At 59.6% G+C, this 20,485-nt stretch carries 22 protein-coding genes and 2 tRNA genes; 13 read left to right on the top strand and 11 right to left on the bottom strand.

Going from position 1 to position 20,485, the window contains the following annotated elements; translation table 11 throughout:
• Positions 1 to 62: 62 nt before the first annotated feature.
• Positions 63 to 1,007, top strand: a complete 945-nt coding sequence (trhO, locus tag ACYQ0G_RS00885; protein WP_460098341.1) for an oxygen-dependent tRNA uridine(34) hydroxylase TrhO — start codon at positions 63 to 65, stop codon at positions 1,005 to 1,007.
• Complete coding sequence (locus tag ACYQ0G_RS00880) at positions 1,000 to 1,605, top strand: glutathione S-transferase (RefSeq protein ID WP_460098340.1); 606 nt, start codon at positions 1,000 to 1,002, stop codon at positions 1,603 to 1,605. The genes trhO and ACYQ0G_RS00880 overlap by 8 nt, the downstream gene beginning before the upstream one ends.
• On the opposite strand, the gene ACYQ0G_RS00875 is transcribed toward ACYQ0G_RS00880, so the two are convergent.
• The 3 genes from ACYQ0G_RS00875 to ACYQ0G_RS00865 form a co-directional block, all read right to left on the bottom strand.
• Positions 1,602 to 2,714, bottom strand: coding sequence for an ATP phosphoribosyltransferase regulatory subunit (locus ACYQ0G_RS00875; RefSeq protein ID WP_460098338.1), 1,113 nt, complete (start codon positions 2,712 to 2,714; stop codon positions 1,602 to 1,604). The genes ACYQ0G_RS00880 and ACYQ0G_RS00875 overlap by 4 nt on opposite strands.
• 28 nt (positions 2,715 to 2,742) lie before the next feature.
• Positions 2,743 to 4,326 carry a phosphoglycerate dehydrogenase gene (gene serA / locus ACYQ0G_RS00870; RefSeq protein WP_460098337.1) on the bottom strand — a complete coding sequence of 528 codons (1,584 nt, stop codon included), beginning with the start codon at positions 4,324 to 4,326 and terminating at the stop codon, positions 2,743 to 2,745.
• Positions 4,327 to 4,412: 86 nt separating this feature from the next.
• Entirely contained in the window at positions 4,413 to 5,570 is a 1,158-nt protein-coding gene (locus ACYQ0G_RS00865) for a phosphoserine transaminase (protein WP_460098335.1), read from the bottom strand.
• 244 nt (positions 5,571 to 5,814) lie between these two features.
• On the opposite strand from ACYQ0G_RS00865, the gene ACYQ0G_RS00860 reads away from it, so the two are divergent.
• Positions 5,815 to 6,978 (top strand): glycosyltransferase family 4 protein, encoded by a 1,164-nt coding sequence (locus ACYQ0G_RS00860; RefSeq protein ID WP_460100569.1) that lies wholly within the window; start codon positions 5,815 to 5,817, stop codon positions 6,976 to 6,978.
• 6 nt (positions 6,979 to 6,984) lie between these two features.
• On the opposite strand, the gene ACYQ0G_RS00855 is transcribed toward ACYQ0G_RS00860, so the two are convergent.
• Positions 6,985 to 7,419 carry a hypothetical protein gene (locus tag ACYQ0G_RS00855; protein WP_460098334.1) on the bottom strand — a complete coding sequence of 145 codons (435 nt, stop codon included), beginning with the start codon at positions 7,417 to 7,419 and terminating at the stop codon, positions 6,985 to 6,987.
• A 91-nt stretch (positions 7,420 to 7,510) separates the two neighbouring features.
• Between ACYQ0G_RS00855 and ACYQ0G_RS00850 the strand changes: the two genes are divergently transcribed.
• Together ACYQ0G_RS00850 and ACYQ0G_RS00845 are read left to right on the top strand one after the other, a co-directional pair.
• On the top strand, positions 7,511 to 8,827 hold the full coding sequence (locus tag ACYQ0G_RS00850) for a replication-associated recombination protein A (protein ID WP_460098332.1): 1,317 nt from the start codon (positions 7,511 to 7,513) through the stop codon (positions 8,825 to 8,827).
• Entirely contained in the window at positions 8,820 to 9,695 is an 876-nt protein-coding gene (locus ACYQ0G_RS00845; RefSeq protein ID WP_460098331.1) for a hypothetical protein, read from the top strand. The genes ACYQ0G_RS00850 and ACYQ0G_RS00845 overlap by 8 nt, the downstream gene beginning before the upstream one ends.
• On the opposite strand, the gene ACYQ0G_RS00840 is transcribed toward ACYQ0G_RS00845, so the two are convergent.
• The gene (locus ACYQ0G_RS00840; RefSeq protein WP_460098329.1) at positions 9,692 to 10,633 is read right to left on the bottom strand and encodes a glutaminase; all 942 of its coding nucleotides are present in this window, start codon (positions 10,631 to 10,633) and stop codon (positions 9,692 to 9,694) included. The genes ACYQ0G_RS00845 and ACYQ0G_RS00840 overlap by 4 nt on opposite strands.
• A gap of 91 nt (positions 10,634 to 10,724) precedes the next feature.
• Between ACYQ0G_RS00840 and ACYQ0G_RS00835 the strand changes: the two genes are divergently transcribed.
• Positions 10,725 to 10,800: transfer RNA gene (locus tag ACYQ0G_RS00835), tRNA-Thr, on the top strand.
• Positions 10,801 to 11,104: 304 nt separating this feature from the next.
• On the opposite strand, the gene ACYQ0G_RS00830 is transcribed toward ACYQ0G_RS00835, so the two are convergent.
• From ACYQ0G_RS00830 to ACYQ0G_RS00815, 4 genes are all read right to left on the bottom strand, one after another.
• Positions 11,105 to 11,581, bottom strand: coding sequence for a hypothetical protein (locus ACYQ0G_RS00830; RefSeq protein ID WP_460098328.1), 477 nt, complete (start codon positions 11,579 to 11,581; stop codon positions 11,105 to 11,107).
• Between the two features lie 359 nt (positions 11,582 to 11,940).
• The gene (locus tag ACYQ0G_RS00825) at positions 11,941 to 12,519 is read right to left on the bottom strand and encodes a hypothetical protein (RefSeq protein WP_460098327.1); all 579 of its coding nucleotides are present in this window, start codon (positions 12,517 to 12,519) and stop codon (positions 11,941 to 11,943) included.
• Between the two features lie 39 nt (positions 12,520 to 12,558).
• Entirely contained in the window at positions 12,559 to 13,356 is a 798-nt protein-coding gene (locus ACYQ0G_RS00820) for a hypothetical protein (protein ID WP_460098325.1), read from the bottom strand.
• 60 nt (positions 13,357 to 13,416) lie between these two features.
• Positions 13,417 to 13,704, bottom strand: a complete 288-nt coding sequence (locus ACYQ0G_RS00815) for a DUF3892 domain-containing protein (RefSeq protein WP_460098324.1) — start codon at positions 13,702 to 13,704, stop codon at positions 13,417 to 13,419.
• A gap of 327 nt (positions 13,705 to 14,031) precedes the next feature.
• On the opposite strand from ACYQ0G_RS00815, the gene ACYQ0G_RS00810 reads away from it, so the two are divergent.
• The 6 genes from ACYQ0G_RS00810 (at position 14,032) to ACYQ0G_RS00785 (ending at position 17,694) form a co-directional block, all read left to right on the top strand.
• Positions 14,032 to 14,577: a recombinase family protein gene (locus ACYQ0G_RS00810; protein ID WP_460098322.1), complete on the top strand. Its 546-nt coding sequence runs from the start codon at positions 14,032 to 14,034 to the stop codon at positions 14,575 to 14,577.
• A gap of 415 nt (positions 14,578 to 14,992) precedes the next feature.
• Positions 14,993 to 15,271: a hypothetical protein gene (locus ACYQ0G_RS00805; protein WP_460098321.1), complete on the top strand. Its 279-nt coding sequence runs from the start codon at positions 14,993 to 14,995 to the stop codon at positions 15,269 to 15,271.
• A gap of 171 nt (positions 15,272 to 15,442) precedes the next feature.
• Entirely contained in the window at positions 15,443 to 16,261 is an 819-nt protein-coding gene (locus tag ACYQ0G_RS00800) for a hypothetical protein (protein WP_460098319.1), read from the top strand.
• A 14-nt stretch (positions 16,262 to 16,275) separates the two neighbouring features.
• Positions 16,276 to 16,614, top strand: coding sequence for a hypothetical protein (locus ACYQ0G_RS00795; protein ID WP_460098318.1), 339 nt, complete (start codon positions 16,276 to 16,278; stop codon positions 16,612 to 16,614).
• A 74-nt stretch (positions 16,615 to 16,688) separates the two neighbouring features.
• Positions 16,689 to 17,177 carry a hypothetical protein gene (locus tag ACYQ0G_RS00790; protein WP_460098316.1) on the top strand — a complete coding sequence of 163 codons (489 nt, stop codon included), beginning with the start codon at positions 16,689 to 16,691 and terminating at the stop codon, positions 17,175 to 17,177.
• 4 nt (positions 17,178 to 17,181) lie between these two features.
• Positions 17,182 to 17,694: a hypothetical protein gene (locus tag ACYQ0G_RS00785; protein ID WP_460098314.1), complete on the top strand. Its 513-nt coding sequence runs from the start codon at positions 17,182 to 17,184 to the stop codon at positions 17,692 to 17,694.
• 22 nt (positions 17,695 to 17,716) lie between these two features.
• Here ACYQ0G_RS00785 and ACYQ0G_RS00780 read toward each other — a convergent pair whose 3' ends face one another.
• Positions 17,717 to 19,276: a hypothetical protein gene (locus ACYQ0G_RS00780; protein WP_460098313.1), complete on the bottom strand. Its 1,560-nt coding sequence runs from the start codon at positions 19,274 to 19,276 to the stop codon at positions 17,717 to 17,719.
• Positions 19,277 to 19,370: 94 nt separating this feature from the next.
• Positions 19,371 to 19,456 (bottom strand) — tRNA-Tyr (locus tag ACYQ0G_RS00775).
• A gap of 153 nt (positions 19,457 to 19,609) precedes the next feature.
• Between ACYQ0G_RS00775 and rlmB the strand changes: the two genes are divergently transcribed.
• On the top strand, positions 19,610 to 20,401 hold the full coding sequence (gene rlmB / locus ACYQ0G_RS00770; RefSeq protein ID WP_460098311.1) for a 23S rRNA (guanosine(2251)-2'-O)-methyltransferase RlmB: 792 nt from the start codon (positions 19,610 to 19,612) through the stop codon (positions 20,399 to 20,401).
• The last annotated feature ends 84 nt before the right edge of the window (positions 20,402 to 20,485 follow it).

The raw sequence follows: 20,485 nt of genomic DNA, 5'->3' as shown, positions 1-20,485 counted from the left end.
TCGCGTGTGGCGACGTGGTGAGCGATTGATCGCCTATGGGTCAGCCTGCTAGAGGCGCGCTTGTGACCGACCAGCCCCCCATCTGTATCGCCGCGCTATATCATTTTACGCGCTTCGAAGATCCTGCCTCCTTGCGTCCGGGCCTGTTGGCCTGTGTTGAGCAGAACGAAGTGCGCGGTACCTTGTTGCTTGCTTCGGAAGGCATCAACGGCACGGTGGCTGGCAGCGATGCGGGCATTCATGCGGTACTTGACTATATTCGGGACCTTCCAGGCTGTGCCGATCTTGAATGGAAGGAATCGCGAGCCACCGAGATGCCTTTCCATCGCACGAAGGTACGCCTGAAAAAAGAAATCGTCACGATGGGTCAGCCGAATCTGGATCCACTCGACGGTGTCGGCACCTATGTCGATCCCCAAGACTGGAATGCCTTGATTTCAGACCCGGACACCATCGTGATCGACACGCGCAACGATTACGAGGTCCAGATCGGAACGTTCGAAGGTGCGATCGATCCCGAAACCAAATCATTTCGCGAGTTTCCGGACTGGTTCAGGGCCCGCCGCGCAGAATTCGAGGCTGAGGGACGTACACCAAAGATCGCCATGTTCTGCACCGGGGGCATCCGCTGTGAAAAGTCCACCGCGTTCGTGAAGAACGAAGGACTGGACGAGGTGTATCACCTCAAAGGCGGTATTCTCAAATATCTCGAGCAAGTGCCGGAAGCCGAGAGCCGTTGGAAAGGCGAGTGCTTCGTTTTCGACGAGCGGGTCAGCGTCAAACACGGGCTCGATGTCGGCACGCACAGCCTATGTCGCGCCTGTCGGCGCCCGCTGAGCGAAGCCGATAAGAATCACGAACACTTTGTGGAAGGCGTGTCCTGCCACCAGTGCTATCCCGAGCGTACCGATGAACAACGCGCGCGGTATGAGGAACGGCAGCGGCAGGCCAGGATCGCCGCGGCCCGCGGGGCAGAACATATCGGACGTAGGGAAGAGGATGGCTGAGGCGGTCCTCTACAGCTTCAGGCGCTGCCCCTATGCTATGCGCGCGCGCATGGCGCTTAAGGTTAGCGGTGCGCAATTCGAACATCGCGAGGTCGTGTTGCGCGACAAGCCTCCTGAGATGATCGAAGTGTCACCCAAGGGGACGGTGCCGGTCCTGGTCTCCGAGACCGGCAATGTGCTGGAAGAAAGCCTCGATATCATGCGCTGGGCGCTAAGGCAGAACGATCCGGAAGGCTGGCTCGATCGACAGGACGACGAACTGCTCGCGGCCAATGATGGACCGTTCAAGCACCATCTCGACCGCTACAAGTACGCGACCCGATATGATGACGTGGACCCGGAAGAGCATGGCAAAGAGGCTGTCGAACACCTTCGCGTACTCGATAACCGGCTTGAAAATTCACGCTATTTACGAGGCGACAAACGCGGCTTTGCCGATATCGCCATCTTTCCGTTCGTAAGGCAGTTCGCCAATGCAGACCGCGAATGGTTCGATGATCAGCATTTACCCCATGTGGCCAAGTGGCTCGAGGGTTTCGTAACTTCGGATCTTTTTGCCAGCATCATGGTGAAGCACGACCAGTGGCAGGCTGGCTAGATAAATGCAGGCTTACCATCGCTCAAAATATGGGTGCAACCCAACGCATTGGCATCGTCGCTTTCGCCGATAGCTGCCAAGGTTCGCCAGCCCTCTCGCCGTAAGCTAGCAGCGGCAGCGCGATCATGGCCAAGCGGCAGAAAAAGCATGGCGCGCTTTTCGTCCTGCACGCTGCCAAGAACCTCAAGCAGCGGCTCCATATAGAGTGAGAAGCCAGTGGCCGCCTCTTCGCTGCCCTTGATGGCATAGGTACCGCCGCGACCCAAAGCGCCGCGCGCTTCTTTGGCGTGGAGGGTGAAGCCGAACCAGCTCTGGTATTCGAAGCCATGGCGCTCGGACGGATCCAGCGTCAGGCGTGCGCGGTCGCCAAGCGCGGCGGCTACTTCACGCAAGGCCGCGATGCGAGTGGCGAGAGCTCCGCCTGCATCGATGACGGCTAGTTTTTCGACTGCTTCGTTGAATGGGCCGGTGGCGTAAAGGAGCGGCAGATAAGCATCACCGCCAGCCGCCTTGAGCGCGCCGGCATCCTTCATGTCGAGTTCGCGGCGGACAGCCTCGCGCTGTTCAGGAGCGAGCGGCAAGGCCTCTTCTGCAAGCGTATCGACGAGATCGGGCATAGTAAAATCGACGGAGAGGCCTGTCACTCCGGCCGCCTCCAGCGCGTCTAGCGCCACGGTAACCGCTTCGATGGCCGCTGCCACACTGTCGCTTCCGATGAGTTCGGCGCCCAGTTGCAGGCGTTGGCGGACGGGATCGAGCTGGTCCGCCTTCAATAGCGCGACATCGCCTGCATAGCACAGCCGCAATGGGCGCGGTGCGTCAGCAAGGCTGGTCGCAGCGATGCGCCCGACTTGCACGGTCATGTCGCCACGCAAGGCGAGCGTGCGCAGGCTTTCCGGGTCGGTGAACCGCACCATCCGACGGGTTGCGACGCCTTCCATCCGCCCGGCGAGAGACTGTTCGAATTCGATGAGCGGCGGACGGACGCGGTCGTATCCATGACCGTCCATTGCCTGCAGGACATCACGCATGGCGCGGGTAATCGTGGCGGCCTTCGGGGGCAGCGCGTCTTCAAGGCCGATAGGCAGGAGGTCGTCAGGCTGTGTCATACTGCCGGGCCCCCTGCCCTATCGCGCATCAGAATTCCAGCGGCATTACCGTCTTCACGCCCTGCAGCGCACAGGCCTTCTCAACGACATCCTGCGGGATCTTCTGATCGACGCTGAGCAGCAACACCGCTTCCCCGCCAGCAGCGCGGCGGCCGAGGTTGAAGGTACCGATATTGATGCCGTTTTCGCCCAGAAGCGAACCGATGCGACCGATGAAGCCCGGCGCGTCTTCGTTGACGATATAGAGCATGTGACCGTCGAGTTCGGCTTCGATACGCACACCGAAAATTTCGGTCAGGCGCGGGGCGTCGGAGCCGAACAGCGTACCGGCAACCGAACGATCGCCGCTGTCAGTCCCTACGGTGACCCGCAAAAGCGTGTTGTAGGCACCTTCTTTTTCATGCCGGATCGACCGGATATCTAGCCCGCGTTCCTTCGCGAGGAAGGGGGCGTTGACCATGTTCACCGTGTCGGAATACTGGCGCATCAGACCAGCCAGTACAGCGCCTTCGATCGGCTTGCCCGAAAGCTCTGCCGCGGCACCTTCACGCTCGATATTGATCTTGGTGAGATTGCCATGTGCCAGCTGACCCACCAGGCTGCCGAGATTTTCGGCAAGCTTCATGTAGGGCCGCAGCTTGGGCGCTTCTTCCGCGCTCAGCGAAGGCATATTGAGCGCATTGGTAACGCCGCCATTGACCAAGTAATCCGCCAGCTGTTCGGCCACCTGCAGCGCCACATTGACCTGCGCCTCGGTAGTGCTTGCGCCCAAGTGGGGGGTGCAGATGAAGTTCGGCTTTCCGAACAGCGGGCTGTCCTTGGCCGGTTCGCTCTGGAACACGTCGAGCGCGGCGCCTGCCACCTGCCCGCTATCCAATGCTTCACCCAAGGCTTCCTCATCGATCAGTCCGCCGCGCGCACAATTGACGATGCGCACGCCCTTCTTGGTCTTGGCGAGATTTTCACGGCTCAGTATATTACGCGTTTCGTCGGTCAGCGGCGTGTGCAGCGTAATGAAATCGGCACGCGACAGCAGCGTGTCGAGATCGACCTTCTCCACCCCGATCTCCAGCGCGCGATCTTCGGTCAGGAAAGGATCGAAAGCGATGACTTTCATCTTGAGCCCCTGGGCGCGGCTGGCCACGATCGAACCGATGTTGCCTGCCCCGATAAGACCAAGCGTCTTGCCGGTGACTTCGACACCCATGAAGTCGTTCTTGGGCCATTCGCCGGCCTGCGTCCGGCGGTCGGCGGCCGGGATCTGGCGGGCAAGCGCCATGATCATGGCAATTGCATGTTCGGCAGTGGTGATCGAGTTGCCGAAGGGGGTGTTCATAACCACCACGCCCTTGCCGCTGGCATAGGGAATATCGACATTGTCGACGCCGATACCCGCCCGGCCGATAACCTTGAGATTGGTCGCCGCATCAAGAATTTCAGACGTCACCTTGGTCGAGGAACGGATGGCGAGGCCATCATATTCGCCGATGCGGGCTTTCAGTTCTTCGGGCGTTTCGCCGGTGATGACATCGACGTCGCAGCCGCGCTCTTCGAAAACTTTCGCGGCGTTGGGGTCCATCTTGTCGCTGATGAGGACTTTTGGTTTGCTCATGACGGAATATTCCTGTCGTTTTCCCGGCGCGTTGCCGGGCACTAAAAGGGGAAAGCGGCGGCCCGATGCGCGGGCCGCCAGCCGGATCAGCCGTTCTTGACGGTTTCGTAGGCCCACTCGATCCAGGGCAGGAGACGCTTAAGGTCTTCCTGTTCGACCGTACCGCCACACCAGATCCGCAGGGACGGCGGTGCATCGCGATAGCCGTTGAAGTCATAACCGACATCGCGTTCTTCGAGCAGCTTGACGATCTTCTTCGGCACGCCGGCCTTGTCCTCGTCGGACAGGCTATCATACCAGTAACCCTGAAAGACAAAACACACGCCGGTGTTGGTCTGCTTGGCAGGGTCGGAGACCATGTTGCGCAGCCACGGGGTCGCCTCGATCCAGTCTTTCACGATCTTTGCGTTAGCATCGGCGCGTTCGAACATCGCCTTGCGGCCGCCCATCGCCTGCGCCCATTCGAGCGCTTCGATGTAATCTTCGGTGGCCAGCATAGAAGGCGTGTTGATCGTCGCGCCTTCGAAAATGCCGGTGTTGATCTTGCCGCCCTTCTTCAGGCGGAAGAGCTTTGGCAGCGGCCATTCGGGATCGTATTCCTCGATCCGCTCCACCGCCTTGGGGCTGAGGATTAGCATGCCGTGCTGGGCTTCGCTGCCCATCACCTTCTGCCAGCTATAGGTCGTGGCATCGAGCTTGGCCCAGTCCATCTCCATCGCGAAGACGGCACTGGTCGCATCGTTGATCGTCACACCTTCACGGCCTTCGGCAAGCCAGTCGGTGTTGGGGATCTTCGCGCCCGAGGTCGTACCGTTCCAGGTGAAGACGACGTCGTTTTCCTGCGGGATCGAAGCGAGATCGGGAATTTCGCCATAATCGGCATCCAGCGTGGTGAGCTTAGGCAGCTTGAGCTGCTTCACCGCATCCTGGATCCAGACATTACCAAAGCTTTCCCATGCGGCAACAGTGGCCGGGCGATCCGGCCGCAGCATCGTCCACATCGCGCATTCCAGCGCGCCGGTGTCCGAGGCCGGCATGATGCCGACGAGGTAATCCTCGGGCACGCCGAGCATCTCCTTCGACAGATCGATGGCATATTTCAGCCGCGACTTGCCAAGGGCGCTGCGATGCGAGCGTCCGAGCGATTCGGTTTGGAGATTTGCGGCAGACCAGCCCTTGTGTTTGGCGGTCGGCCCCGACGAGAAAAAGGGGCGCTCGGGTTTGAGCGTCGGTTCGGCAGTCATGTATTCTCTCCTTCCAGAGAGCTCGCGCGGCGTTGGGACCGCGTGGCCCACCGGCGGCAATAAAGTTGCTTGTCAGGGAGTCAATCTGAAATAGGTATGCGCCCGGAAAGCTTCGGTTCGCTCTCACAAGCGCTGAACAGCGGTAGTCGTTCCAGCCAGTCGATAGGGCGGTCATGGCGATAGATACTTGGCAGCGACACGCTAGCACTCGCCAAATGACACAGCTTTTCCTATGTCGCGCCCGATGGACGTCAAAGACCTTCGTATCGCGCTGTTCAGCGGAAACTATAATTATACCCGCGATGGCTGCAATCAGGCCCTCAATCGGCTGGCCGATTATGTCCTGCGGCAGGGCGCGGCGCTACGCGTCTATGCGCCTGTGGTAGACAACCCTGATTTTGCGCCGACGGGCGATCTCGTGAACGTGCCCAATATGCGCATGCCCATCAGGAACCGCGGCGAATACCGGCTCACCCTTGGGCTCGGCAGCGATGTGCGCAAGGATCTGGAAGCGTTCCGGCCCAACCTCGTCCATGTCTCCGCGCCCGATCCAACCGGCCATGCCGCCGTGAAATGGGCCCGCGAAAACAACGTACCGATTCTGGCAAGCGTACACACTAGGTTCGAAACCTATCCCCGCTATTACGGCCTCGGCTTCCTGGAGCCCGCCGTCGAAGCCTTGCTACGCCGGTTCTATCACCGCTGCGACGCATTGGTGGCACCGTCCCAGAGCCAGATCGACGAATTGAAAGCGCAGGGGATGCATGACGACATCTCCATCTGGTCGCGCGGCGTCGATCGCGACGTATTCGATCCTTCGAAGCGCGACATGCAGTGGCGCCGGGACAATGGCCTCGCCGATGACGATGTCGCTATCGTTTTCCTCGGCCGGTTGGTGATGGAAAAGGGTCTCGACGTTTTCGCCGATACCATCGTGGAACTGCGCAAGCGGCAAATCCCGCACAAGGTTCTGGTGATCGGTGATGGTCCCGCGCGCGGATGGTTTGAAAAGGCATTGCCCGGCGGCACATTCGTCGGCTTCCAGACCGGCAAGGATCTGGGCCGCGCGCTGGCCAGCGGCGATATCTTCTTCAACCCTTCTATTACCGAGACATTCGGCAATGTGACGCTGGAGGCGATGGCCTGCGGGCTGCCCGTGGTGGCAGCAGGGGCGACGGGCGCCGCCAGCCTCGTGAACGATGGCGAAACCGGCCAGCTCGTGCCGCCCAGCACGACCGATGCTTTCTCCAAAAGCTGCGCCGAAGCGCTGGCGCCCTATTGTACCGACGATGCTTTGCGCCTCGCCCATGGTGCGGCAGGCGAGAAGGCCGCGCGCGCCTATAGCTGGGACGCGATCAATCAGGCGGTCGTGGATACCTATCTCAGGCTGCACGACCAGCGCGGGTGATCGGGCCTAGCGCAGGACGCCGCGCTTTCGCATGAGCCAGGCATACCAGAGCTGGAATATTGTGACGCCCCAGAGCAGAATCGGGAACCAGTCGGGCTGAATTTCGGCCAGTTCGGCGGGCATCTCGGCCCCTGCCTCATACGCCGTTGTCATGGCGATCCCGACCATCGAAGCGACATAGGCCCATAGCGCAAAGCGGCTTCTGAACAGCAGCAGCACCGAACCCAGCACCGCGCCCCAGACACCAAGCGCCCATCCGGAGTGTGCCCAGATCGGAAACCCATCGAGATAGGCGATCCCCGCGGGCGGATAGCCCATCGTATCGAGATAGGCCTGATCGCGCAGATTGGTCATCGTGTAATCGTAAGCCCCGAAGCCATTCCATAGCAGCGTCAGCAGGCCGATCAGCGACAGGTGCCACGGCGTTTTCCGGTATACCATACTTCCCCCTCCGTATGCGGGGCGACCCTGGGCCATGCTAGCAGTGCTCGGGGGAATGGCAATTCGCTGCCGAGGCACTAGGTAGGGCGCGATGGCTGACCTGTTTCCCGATGAATTGCCCCAGACTACCCCGACCGAAGTGGTGCGCGAAGATGCGCCGCTGGCAGACCGATTGCGTCCCCGCACTCTGGACGAGGTGATTGGTCAGGATCACCTGACCGGACCGGAAGGCGCGATCGGAAGAATGGTGGCGGCGGGGCGTCTCTCCAGCATGATCCTGTGGGGCCCCCCTGGCACCGGAAAAACCACGATTGCGCGCCTCCTTGCCGATAGCGTGGGCATGCGTTTCGAAAGCGTCAGCGCCGTGTTCAGCGGCGTCGCGGATCTCAAGAAAGCCTTCGCTGCTGCGGATAAAGCTGCCGAGGCTGGCCAGCGCACCTTGCTGTTCGTGGACGAAATTCACCGCTTCAATCGCGCGCAGCAGGATGGCTTCCTGCCCTTCGTCGAACGCGGCACCGTCACTTTGGTAGGGGCAACGACCGAGAATCCCAGTTTCGCGCTCAACGCGGCACTCTTGAGCCGGGCGCAGGTACTGATCCTTCAGCGGCTCGATCATGATGCTCTAGGGCAACTGCTCGATCGGGCAGAGAAGCTGGAAGGCCCCCTGCCCCTCACCCCTCCGGCCCGCGACGCGCTGGTTGCCAGCGCCGATGGTGACGGGCGGTTCCTGCTGAATCAGGCCGAGACGCTCTACAACGCCAAGATCGCCGAACCACTCGATCCTGCGGGCCTGGGCAAGTTTTTGCAGCGACGAGTGGCGGTCTACGACAAGGACCGCGAAGGGCACTACAATCTCATCTCCGCGCTTCACAAGGCTGTGCGCGGCAGCGATGTCCAGGCGAGCCTCTATTACCTTGCCCGCATGCTGACTGCGGGTGAAGAGCCGCGTTTCCTTTCGCGCCGTCTGGTCCGCATGGCGGTCGAGGATATCGGCATGGCCGATCCGCAGGCGCTGGTGCAGTGCATGGCGGCCAAGGATGCCTACGAATTCCTCGGCAGCCCGGAAGGCGAATTGGCGCTGGTGCAGGCTTGCACCTATCTCGCCACCGCTCCCAAATCCAACGCGGTCTACAAGGCGCAGAAATCATCCTTCAAGAACGCGAAGGAAACCGGCAGCCTGATGCCGCCGCAGAACATCCTGAACGCACCGACCAAGCTGATGAAGGATATCGGCTACGGCTCGGGCTACACCTACGATCACAATGCCGAAGAGGGCTTCTCGGGGGACAATTACTGGCCCGAAGAAATGGAGCCGCAGACCTATTACGAACCGGTCGAGCGCGGCTTCGAGCGCGAGGTCAAGAAACGGCTCGATTACTGGGACAAGCTCAGGCGCGAGCGTGACTGACCGCTTCCGGCATTTCCTCGCGATCGACTGGTCGGGCGCCAAGGGGCCGAAGCAGAAAGGGATCGCGGTGGCGATAGCCGATGCCGCGGGCGGCCCTCCCGTCCTGGTTCAGCATCGCTGGTCACGCGAAGAGGTACTGGCAGTCCTGCGCGATGACCTGCCCGAGGATACCCTCATAGGCTTGGACCTCGGCGTCAGCCTGCCCCACGCCGACTGCAGCGCCTACTTCCCCGGCCTCGACTTCTCCCCTTCCGACGCGCCCTCGCTATGGGCGATGATAGACAAGATCGCCGCCGACGAACCCAATCTCGGCGCGAACAGCTTCGTCTCCCACCCAGAGCTGCGCCCCTTCTTTCGCGACGGCACCGACACTGGGAAGCATTTCGGCTGCGACGGCGCCAACCACGGTCGCGGCCGCTTCCGCGTGACCGAGCATGCGCAGGCCGAGATGGGCTGCAAGCCTTACTCGAATTTCAACCTCGTCGGCGCCGCACAGGTGGGCAAATCTAGCCTTACCGGAATGCGGATGCTGCATGCCCTGCGCGGACATCTTCCGGTCTGGCCAATCGACCCCCTACCACCTGTGGGATCGGTCGTAGTCGAGATTTACACCAGCCTCGCTGCGATGGAGGCGGGACGCAGACCCGAGCGGGCGAAGATGAGAGACCTGGCTGCGTTGAACAATGCTTTGGTCTCCGTGGGGTCACCGCCGATTACGAGCCCCGAAGAACTGGATGATCACGCCACCGATGCCCTCCTCACCGCTGCATGGCTCCGCAAGGTGTCGGCAGAAGGCAGCCGATGGTCTCCCGCCGCGCTGACCCCCGAAATCGCGAGGACCGAAGGCTGGACCTTCGGCGCGCTTTAGGCTTCGGGCCGCTGTCCGCTGAATACCGACCATCCGGTCTTGAGCGCGATGGACGACAAAGCCTTCGCCCCCAACAAGCTTGTCCCTGCACGATTCAGGCCTGGTGACCACACCGAGATGGCTGCCCGTCCCGGAACACTCGCCAGGATACCACCGCCGACACCGGATTTTCCTGGGAAGCCGACCTCGAAGGCGAACTGACCGGAATTGTCATAATGGCCACAGAGAAGCATCAGCGAGTTGATCCGCCTCGCGCGGCTCGCACTGCACATCCGCTGTCCCGTAACCGGGTCTGCGCCATCGAAAGCCAGGAACAGCGACGCCTCAGCCAATTGCCGACAAGAAAGCGTGAGCGCGCACTGGCGGAAGTAGACCGAAAGCACATCTTCGACGGGATTGCGCAGCCGGCCGAAGTCTTCCAAGAAATAGGCCAGGCTGCGGTTTCGCGATCCGGTTTCGCTCTCGCTACGCGCCACCTCTGCATCAAACGCTATTGTCTCGTCACGCGCCATCCGGCGTAATCGCGACAACAGGTCCAAGACCGCCTCGTCCGGTGTCCGCGTACCGATGAAGCGATCGGTAGTGACGATCGCTCCTGAATTGATGAACGGGTTGCGAGGCACCCCTTTCTCCCGCTCCAACTGGACGATGGAATTGAAAGCGTTGCCAGATGGCTCGCGCCCGACAGCATCCCACAGCGCTGCCCCTTCCCGCTCCAAGGCGAGCGCAAGCGCATAGACTTTCGATATGGACTGGATCGAGAACGCCTCGTCCGCATCACCCGCGCAGAAGACCCTGCCATCCGGAGTCGCAAGCGCTATGCCGAACTTCTTAGGGTCGACCATCGCGAGGGCCGGGATGTAGCGGGCCGGATTTCCTCCTCCCCGCTCATCGGCCAGCTCGTTCCACGTTTCGGTGACGATTGCGCTCAAATCCATGCGGCGGCGATAGGCGCGAGAAGGAAGCCGCGCAATCGGACTGGACGTAGAGGAAATTTTCGGCCACAGGCGCGCCCTCACATAGTCACGGGCCGGCTTAGCTCAGTTGGTAGAGCAGTTGATTTGTAATCATCAGGCCAGGGGTTCGAATCCTCTAGCCGGCACCATCCCCCAAAAAAGTGCATATTTGATCGCCGAGAACGGGCAGCCGTTACGCTATGCTGATGTCTTGCTGACGTAAAGGGCGGGTGGGGGACAGGGCTGGTCCACTCTTTGTTCACGAATTCAATAATTTGCTGTTGTCCAACCAGCCCAAACCGCCCGCGCAGTCCTGCCAGATCCCGAAGAACGATGTCCAGCCTTGCACCCATGGTTTCGCGGGTAGGACTTACCTCGCCCAAGTCGACCGCTTTGGGAGAGGCTATTGAAAAGCTGGAAGGGCAGGAATTGGGTGGAAATACGACATGGCAGTTAAGTCGGCTCAGTCTTCTCGAGCCAGCCCTTGAAAGTGGGCATTACCGTGGGCTGAGTTGCTACATGCAAAACCATCTCACCCGACTTCACTACCCAGTGACCCGCTGTATCAGCTGACCAAACCCCGTTTCGCTCAGCAAGCCGCTCAAGCCATGAAGAATCAAGCATCTGGATAAATCCCCATGTCCCGCCATAAGGCACGGTCTCGGCGAGCAAAGGGACCTCATGATCATCAGCGTATAAGGGGTCGGCGAACTCCTCATAGGCTTTGAATGCTTCGACATTATCGAATGCAATAATAACTCCACCAGCGGGCGGCTCAAACTGGGGGAGGCCCACTACGGACAAGTCCCGAAAGTATGCGCGAACCGTCAATACATTTTCCGACCCGTCGTAGGAAAGGTCTAAAGCTCCCAGAGGAAGCTCTGGCAAACCATCAATCGGCACCCAGCGAACTGCTTGATCTCTTTTCATACAGTACTGTGGCTCAGTCTAAGAATGGCAACAATAGGGTCTTTACCGGAATTCCGCTTATACTTGAAACGCGGCTAGATCGGCCGCTCCGAGGTTAAAACTCAAGGCTCAAATGCCTGGTTGAAGAACCAAAGGTTTGCCCAACCTTCTCAAGTTATTGTAACAAAAATACTTTTCGGAAAATGTGGTGGACAGGGCTGGATTTTCAGCCACTAAGAAAAAACAACAGAAAAACAAGAGTTTCGCTTCAGAGTGCTGGACGGTTCGTAATACCGGATTGTAGCAGCTCCTCAAGTCCTAAACCTCAGAATGCAGAATAGATTGCCGCCGAACTGTGCATCCCAGGTTTACCTCGTCGGTCAGGTCTCAATCCAGCTTCGCGCAGTACCTTTATTCAAATCGCTTCTGATTTCCGCCAATCGCTCCATCCGATTGCGAACGTCATGCATTACCCGCAGAAGCTCCCACTTTGGCACTTTAGTGGGATCGATGTTTCGTGTGTAACCAATATCGGTTTCATAAACGAGACGGCTTATTTCTACGAATGCAGATACGCTGCCTGATTTGAAAGTTTGGAGCGCGAGCAGCTGTTGCCGCAAACCCTGCATCTCATGGAGTTTGGCGATAATCGTGGCGGTCGTATTGATAAACTCTGATTGCTTTTTCGCAGGTGTAGTCGGCAGATCAGCACCTTTCGCAAGCTCCTCTCCGTGATCGAGAATGCTTTGGCATTCGGCAGAAATCTTTTCCCCAAGATGGATAGCTTCACGAATGATGTAAGAGCTGCGCTGCCTATCCTCATCATTGGCTCGGCGCCTATCCGCTTTGGCTGCTCGATTTTGCGCACCCGCAATCCAAAGTGCCGCAACAACAGCTAGTAGTGTTCCCACACCTGCAACCCAGTCAGCAATGCTGCCATAATCTAACTCTGTGGGCACTTGGCTTTCCTTTCCACTTTGGCAAACCGATACGCAGTGCTATTCGGATGGCTTCCGCACAGCTAAAGCCACGCCGGCCAAATACCCACCGATGTTGGGGAAACCGAGCGTCGTCAAAACGGATAACAATAAAGCTGATACGGCGTATGGCATCGGGTCATTTCTCAGAAGTCGGGCCGCGCGCTTAGCATATCTAGAAGCCTCACCAACTAGACCCGACGCAGACTCCTCATTCCAGCGGCCCTCCTCAACCGCGTTCAGAACCTCCCCCAACGCCCTATGCAGCTCCCGCAGGTTTTCAATGGCCTCCAAGGTCTCATCCAAGGGTGGCGCACCGTTGTGATTTGGCACGCTCAAATGCTCGATAAGCTGCTCTATCGAACCTTGGGCAATCGGTATGAGACTTCGCGCTGCTGCCAAACGTTGCCCGGGGGATGCGATTCCGGTCCACTCCGCAGAGTTGATTTGACCCCCGATGTTTTCAGTGAGACCCGAAGCAGGGGCATCAACTCCCCGTGCAAGCTCCTCCGCTCGATCGAGCAAGGGTGCCATTTCTTCTCTGACGTGCTTTCGCCGCGGCTCCCACGACCTGTCGAAGCTTTTCATATACGGCCATAAGCTGTCCAAGTCGCGGTGGATGCGGATCAGGCGCGGAACGACATCGCTGTATTCAGGATTGTCCAGAAGCGCTCTACGAAGTTGTCGGTATTCGATATCAAGTTCACCCCCCCGCGCACCTTCAGCGTTCTGAAGCAAAATGGACTGGAGCCTAGCAAGTGCGTCCTCGTCACTATTAAGCGATGCTCCCCATGGCCCCGTTTTTATTGAAATCGACATTCAACTCGACCTTGGTTCTGCGCCGTGATGGAATGAAAGTTAAGTGCTTCGCACGCCCGACTAAGGGCATTCTGGAAGACTGAGCAGATTATTGGGCTCCCGCCCATCAGCTTCGGTTTTGATATAACTGTTTCTATAAGGGCTTTCTGCTGTCACTACTTTTACTCTGCTAGAGCCTTCGCCGACATAATATTGCCAGCTTCCACTATCTATATCCTCCACGATCTGCTGTTGTGATCGGCGCCATCGCGAACCGTTAGGGTTCACCCCACCCACAAACTTTATCCGCTCAAAAGGACTTAATCGATCATCTTTATTGATGCATCGGATCGTCTGAGTTTTCGTCATACTTCGCCCTTCCTCACTGTCGAATGCTAGCTTAATATCAGAACAAATCGGGAATGTGAAAACGAAGGGGTATTTATCCCCGGCCTGAAAAATAAGTGCCGACGCAAAGAGGGACCTCCGACCAGCTAAACACGCATTACCCCCCGCCCCCTCCCATCAAGATAGAAAACGGAACGGATCACCGCCAAAATCTTCGTGTCCGACTTGGGTATACTCTAGCAGGACGTCTCAGCCATCACCGCAGAATGTCCGATTAGGGTTGACTTGCCAGTTATCGGACGTAGATGCATCAACATCTAGACCCAAATCGGACAAAGGAGATGGCTCATGGTGGATATAGGATACGCTCGCGTGTCGAGCATCGGACAATCGTTAGATGTGCAGGAGGCCGCATTACAGGAAGCCGGATGCGCAAAGATATTCGCAGAGAAGAAAAGCGGACGGAGGACGCAGGACAGGGAGCAGCTAATCGCTGCCCTCGACTATCTGCGGGAGGGGGACACACTGGTGGTGACCCGGCTCGACCGCTTGGCCCGTTCTGTCATTGACTTGCACAAGATTGTAGCCGACCTGACTGCCGAAGGCGTAGGGTTCCGAGTGCTCCAGCAATCCGGCATCGACACCACCACCTCCACCGGTAAGCTGACCTTGGGTATCCTTGCAGCGGTAGCCGAGTTCGAGGCCGATATACGGGCAGAGCGCCAACGCGACGGTATCGCTAAGGCGAAGGCGGAGGGTGTCTACAAGGGACGCAAGCCAAGCGTGGACCCAGCAGAGGTGAAGCGCCTGTTAGACGGAGGTACTCGCCCGGTAGATGTGGCAAAGCAGCTAGGGTGCGCCCGCTCTACGGTGTACCGACTGGCAGAGCAGTAACATCCGCCCTCTCCCGCCCGGCTCGTGTGCTCACATGTGCGGCTCAAGGCCGCGCGCGCAGTCGCCCCAGCGGCCCACAGCGGGCAAACAGAGGACGAAAGCAACGGCGGGGCAGGCAACCCCTCTCCGGCCACAGTATCGCGCTTGGAGCGGCTTACAGCGTAGGGCGGCAAGAGTTCTGCCATTGATTTGATACCGTCAGGAACAGGGGAAAGCCTTACGGCTACTTATCTCCCGCCTCGACATTCGTGTCCTTTGTCGAGCGTCCGTAGTAGTTTGCGGTGCGGGTATGCGCTCCCCCTCCCGCGTGCTCAAATGCGCCGGGAGGGGTGAGCTTTGGTCTCCCTGCCGACCCGCACGCGCGGCCCATCTATCTCAATCAATGACACTCATTTTCACATTCACAGGAAATCACATGGACCTTGCCCACGACCGCGAGGCAGATAGCTTCGCAATGATGCGTATTAGCGACCGCCTTTCTGACCCCGGCCTTGCCGACTATTTCGCCGGGAACGCCCACCGCATCGCCACTTTCCGCGCCCTTGTAGAGGTGCTCGACTTACCCCTTCCCGACTGGGCAGAGCGAGGCGTAGGTGGGCGCACCAATGCCACGAAGGAGGCACTCAATCGCTTCCGCCAGGACAACCCTGACCAAGCCTTGCCTCGCGGCTACGTGCCCCCCAAATCCCGATAACACTTCCGGCGATATTCCCGCCTACAATAGGAGAACATGTCAAACACATCCCCGCTGGTGCCCGAAGGCATCAGCCATCAAACTACCGGGCAAGCCCACCCGCCAACCGTCACCATGACAGACCACACTCGAAAACTCCGCAGCATTGCCTTGCATCAAGGCTTGGAGGGAGTGAAATCATACAAGGCAGCGAACCCCGATGCCGCCGCTTGCCGCATCCATGCCGCCCCCATCGCCTACGTACCTAAGCCGAGCGGATATGTAGCCGAGCTTGCGATGACGGTCACCCAGTGGTTCGATAGCGAAGCCGCGCTTTCGCAAAGCAACAAGGCTGATGTCGCCCGCCTCAATGGCAAGCTTGGCACGACCTTCAACACAGGCAACCATTTCAGCAAGCCGCTTTCACCCTCGGCTCTCAAGCGCATCGCCGATGTGTTTGCAGACCGGAGGGCCACGCTCTGCCCGCGCAACGTCCGCACCATGTCGGATGTCCGTAAGGCAGTCCGCGCCGCAAAGGCAGCGGGAAGCGCCGCTTCCGTTCCGCTTGGGGCATGGGGAAGCCGCGATGGCGACAGCCTCATTGTCGGCAATGCCATCTTCGCAATCGAACGGCATAATGGGAATGATTGCATTCGCATCCCTGTAGGAGGCAGCCGCATTCGCATCCGGTTAGACGCCCTTGGGGAGTTCATGTCTGCAACGGGGATTAGCTTATCATCGGGAGCGGGGAGTATCTCCAACCATCTACCACGTAGTGGTATAGGAGAACTGGCCCCGAAGCCTGAAAAGCGCCCCCTCGCTACCGCTGCCGATAGCAGTCTCCCGGAGAACTGCCCCCGGTCCGCTGCAGCCCCGGACCATCTCCCTACGGGAGAACTGGTCCCGGATGCTTCCCAGCCCACGCTGGCCGAACGAATCAAGCGCCTAAACCAGCCGCGCCCCGTCGCCCCCGTCTGTGCCGATGCGGTGGACCCGCTCAAACTTCCCTAATCACAGGACCCCAGATGACCTACCTTCCCCGCACCCCCGGCTTCGGGGGCGCAAGCCTTGTCGCCTATCTAGCTTCTGATCCCCGCCGCCGCGCCGTATTCGACAACATCGTTGCCCGCCTCGGCACAGCCGGGAAAGTTGAGGCGCTCGCCCGCTTTTACATCATCCGCAGCGCCTTCCGCCGCGATGTATTCCGCAACGTGCTCTCTGCCACAGCCTCCCGCTGGCCTGAATGGGCAAGGGACAGCGCCAAAGCGAAGCGCAGCAATCGCGCCTTCATCGCCGCCTACCGGGACGAATACAACGCCTTCCGCCGCGAGGTGCGCACAGCTCCGAAGGCCGCCGCCACGTGACCTTCGCACCCCACGACCTGATTTTGAGCCTCTAACGCGCAGCCGTGCGCACATCTAACTACCAAGGATTTTCCATGAATACCGACCTGAACCGACTATCTGCCGAACTTGACCAAGCCAAGGCAGACTTCGCCCTTCTCCAGCGCCTACAGGGTGCAAAGGAGCGGATGGAGACACTTGCTAACCAATGTGCAGAGGCCCGCGAGGCAGAAAGCAACCGGAACGCTATCGCAGCCCGAGAAGAGCGGGAGACGCGCTACGCCCGCATCTCCGAAATCTCAATCACCGAGGCACCGAGCAACAGTGGCAATGGCCTATTGCATCGCCTGTTTCGTATCTCGTGGAAGGCTCCGCAGTTCGATTGGCGAACCAACCGCAGCGACCCCGCAAAGCATTCTGTCGTCGGCTTCCAAGCGGTGCCGCATGACGTTCTAGCGTGCATCATCGAGAAGCACCCGGAGCTTATCCCTGCCGACATCATGGCGCTGCGGCCCGGTGACGCTGACGGTGCAATCCAAGAGTTTTTCGCTGCCAAGAATCGGGTTACACTCGTGGACCGGTGAGCGCATGACCCTCTCCCGTCGCGACCGCGCCAAGGTACAGGCAGCCCTCGTGCAGCTTCACGATCTTAACATAGATACGGGAGAAGTGACTGGGGTTGCCGAGCGCCTCATCGGCATGGGCACCCCCGCCCGCAAGGCGTATGACACCGCCTTTACAAAGTTCACCGCCAGCCATCCGCACCTTCACGCGCCATTGCAACGCCTTGGGCAGTTGATCGACGCGACCGACGACCGAACTATTGCCAGCTACAACGTGGCACTCGACAGCTACATCAGCACGGGGGACCCCACCGCGCTGCAAAGCCTCATGCCGACTGTGGCCGAGGATATGCGGGCGATGGCAGTGAGGACCGGGGACGCTAGCTTCGCCGATGGCCACCCGCCTGCCGAGCCGAACGTGTCAGAGCCGACCAGTGCAGCGCGCGTCCCGGATCGCCCCGGCCACGGGCCTACGGGCTTCAAGCCGCAGGGGACGCAAGCAGCACGCGATGAAGTTGCCCCCGCAGCGAAAGCCTAGAGCCGCAGGAGGCGGGTCAGAACTAGCGCTGACCCGCCTTCGCTACCTCCAGATGCGACAGGTCCAACTGCGGGTAAGAAATCTTAGCTAGGGCTTGTGCTTTCTGCCCGGTGGAGAGGCCGTGCCCGTAGGCCCCGCTAGACCCCGCCTCCTTCCTCCGTGCCAGCGATAAAGCTGTCCGCTCCGATAGCTCCGCAGCGCGAAGCCGGTCCTCAAAGTTATGGCGGAAAGAATGCATCCCCAGCTTCCGTCCCTCGAAGCCTAACGCCTTCACATGGGCGCTGAAACGCTCTGCCAGCTTTGCGCCATGTTGCCCGCGATTGTTTGCCTTTCCGTCCGGGAATAAGGCGACCTGCCCGGTCGCCCGCCGCTCTTCTACAAACCGCAAAAAGCCAAGCTGCAATAGCTCCGGGTGGATGGGCAGGACAGCACGGGCATCGGCGGTCTTGATGGTCCGCCCCTCATATTCCCGAATGTGGAGCACAGGGAGGCTATCACTCTCGTACACATCCTCGACACGCAGACCCGAAGCCTCGCCATTGCGAAGGCCGTGGAACAGGCACAGCAGCGGTACCCAAAATGCTCCGTGCTTAGTATCCCCTGCCCGCCACGGACTCTCCCAAGGCTCTGACGAGAACAGTTTTGAAAGCTGCGCCGGGGTAAACGGATCGCGCCTTTCGCCATCTGCTACGGGGTCATGCACTGAAAGCCCGGTGAAAGGGTTGGATGGGACAAGTCCTTCGACAATGCCCCAGTTCCAGACTGCTGAAGCGTGGATGATGTAGCCATCGTTTACCGTCTTGGGCAGCAGCGTTGGCAGTCCCAGCTTTGCCCCCGCCTTTACCGCCTCCGGAACCGTGAGGTGCTTAGTCTCCTTGCGCTTGCCAATCTGTGTCGGCAACCGCTCTAACAAGGCAACGAAGTCTCGCGCCTCCTGCCTAGTGATGCCTCCAGCCTTGCGACCGGGGAACACCTCACGGAGCGCCCGGAAAACAGGCTTCACAGCTTTGGCGGATGATGTTGCCCACTTGGGAGCCTTGTCGGCTTCGTAGGCCGCTAGGAGGCTCTCTACGCTATCCGGTGCATTTACTTTATGCTCTGCCTCTAGCGCTTCGTTAAGCTCCCGCTGCCCATCCCGTGCCGCCAATAGCTCGGCAATCTTTGCCTCCTTCTCGCGCACGAGGTCATGCCACGCTGCCTCCTCTGGAGATAGTTGCGCGGTGGTCAGGCTCATGCGGCGGCGGCGTTCTACCCGCAGCTCTCGGCGCGCTGCCTTGCGCTCGATGGATGCTGCAAGCTCGGCCTCCGCAGCTTCCCGCTCCTCGCGTTCGGCCTCGGTTTCCTCGCGCCCCTCGGCAGCCGCAGCGGTGCCATTGCGGAGAAACTGCGCTTCACGCTCCGTGTAATACATCTCCGAAGCGTCCGACAGGCGGGCGATTGCTTCCCTGCGGTCCTTCGTGCCGAGCGATTTATTCCATTCTTTTTTGGGCGTACCGCTAGAGCCGCGCCAAAAGGACTGGTCCTCAAGGCTGATTGGGCGGCGATAATAGTACACGCCGTGGCTGTTTTTCGTGAGGTACAATGGCTCGTCCTTCATGCTACGATTGTAGCACCCCATAGGAAGAAACCCACTGATTTCTGCGATTTTTCTGGCAAACCAACCGCTTAACGGCGGGTGGTGGACAGGGCTGGATTCGAACCAGCGTACGCTTGCGCGGGCAGATTTACAGTCTGCTGCCTTTAACCACTCGGCCACCTGTCCACACCAGTTCGCCAATTCTCTCCGGAGAGAGAAATATGCAGGGATTCGCTTGGTATCCCCTGCCGAGAGGCGCCCCTTTGGCGAAGCGGCGCTTGCCTGTCAATGCCCTCACTGGCACTAGCGCCACGCAAATCGAATTACAGGACACAAAGCATGGCAAAAGGCGAACGCAAACGCGCATTGAGAGGCCGGGCCGGCCGTATGAAGGGTGGCCGCGGTAGCGGCAGGGCCGGTGCCGGCCATGTCAGGCTTTGGGGCCGGCACGCCGTCGAAGCTGCACTCAAGAACCCGGAACGCCAGCATCGCAAACTATGGGCGACGCGCGAAGGCGTTGCCTCACTAGATGGGGAATTGCCGGCGGATTTTCCTGTGGAATATGCCGATGTGCAGGATCTTGCACGTCTGGTGGCGAAGGACGCACCGCATCAGGGCCTGGTCCTCGAATGTGCCGCTTTGGAAGACAAGTATCTGGACGAGGTGCTCGATGGTGACCCTGCCCGGCCGATCGTCGTTCTCGATCAGGTCACCGATCCGCATAATGTCGGGGCTATCATGCGTTCAGCCGTCGCGTTCAATGCCGCAGCGCTCGTGACGCAGGACCGCCACGCCCCGCCCGAGGGCGGAGTGATCGGAAAGTCAGCATCCGGCGCGTTGGAAACCCTGCCCTGGATCCGGGTCGTCAATTTGGCACGAGCGATGGAGGAGATGGCCGAGGCGGGCTACTGGCGGATCGGTCTAACTGGACACACGGATACGACTTTCGCCGAGGCGCTTCCTGCTGGACCGGTAGCAATCGTACTGGGCGCAGAGGGCGAAGGCATGCGCCATAATATCGGAACGCATTGCGATGCGCTGGCGAAATTGCCGATCTCTGACGAAATCGAAAGCCTCAACGTGTCGAACGCTGCAGCGGTCGCACTTTATGCGGTCGCCACGCGAAGCTGAGGTTGAACCGAGAGGAAGTTGATGACTGTTCCCATAAAACTCCGTGCCATTGCATTGGCCGCCGCAAGCTCGATAGCACTGTCT

Source organism: Qipengyuania triglochinis (assembly GCF_054655615.1).
This window is presented reverse-complemented; position numbering and strand designations above follow the sequence as displayed.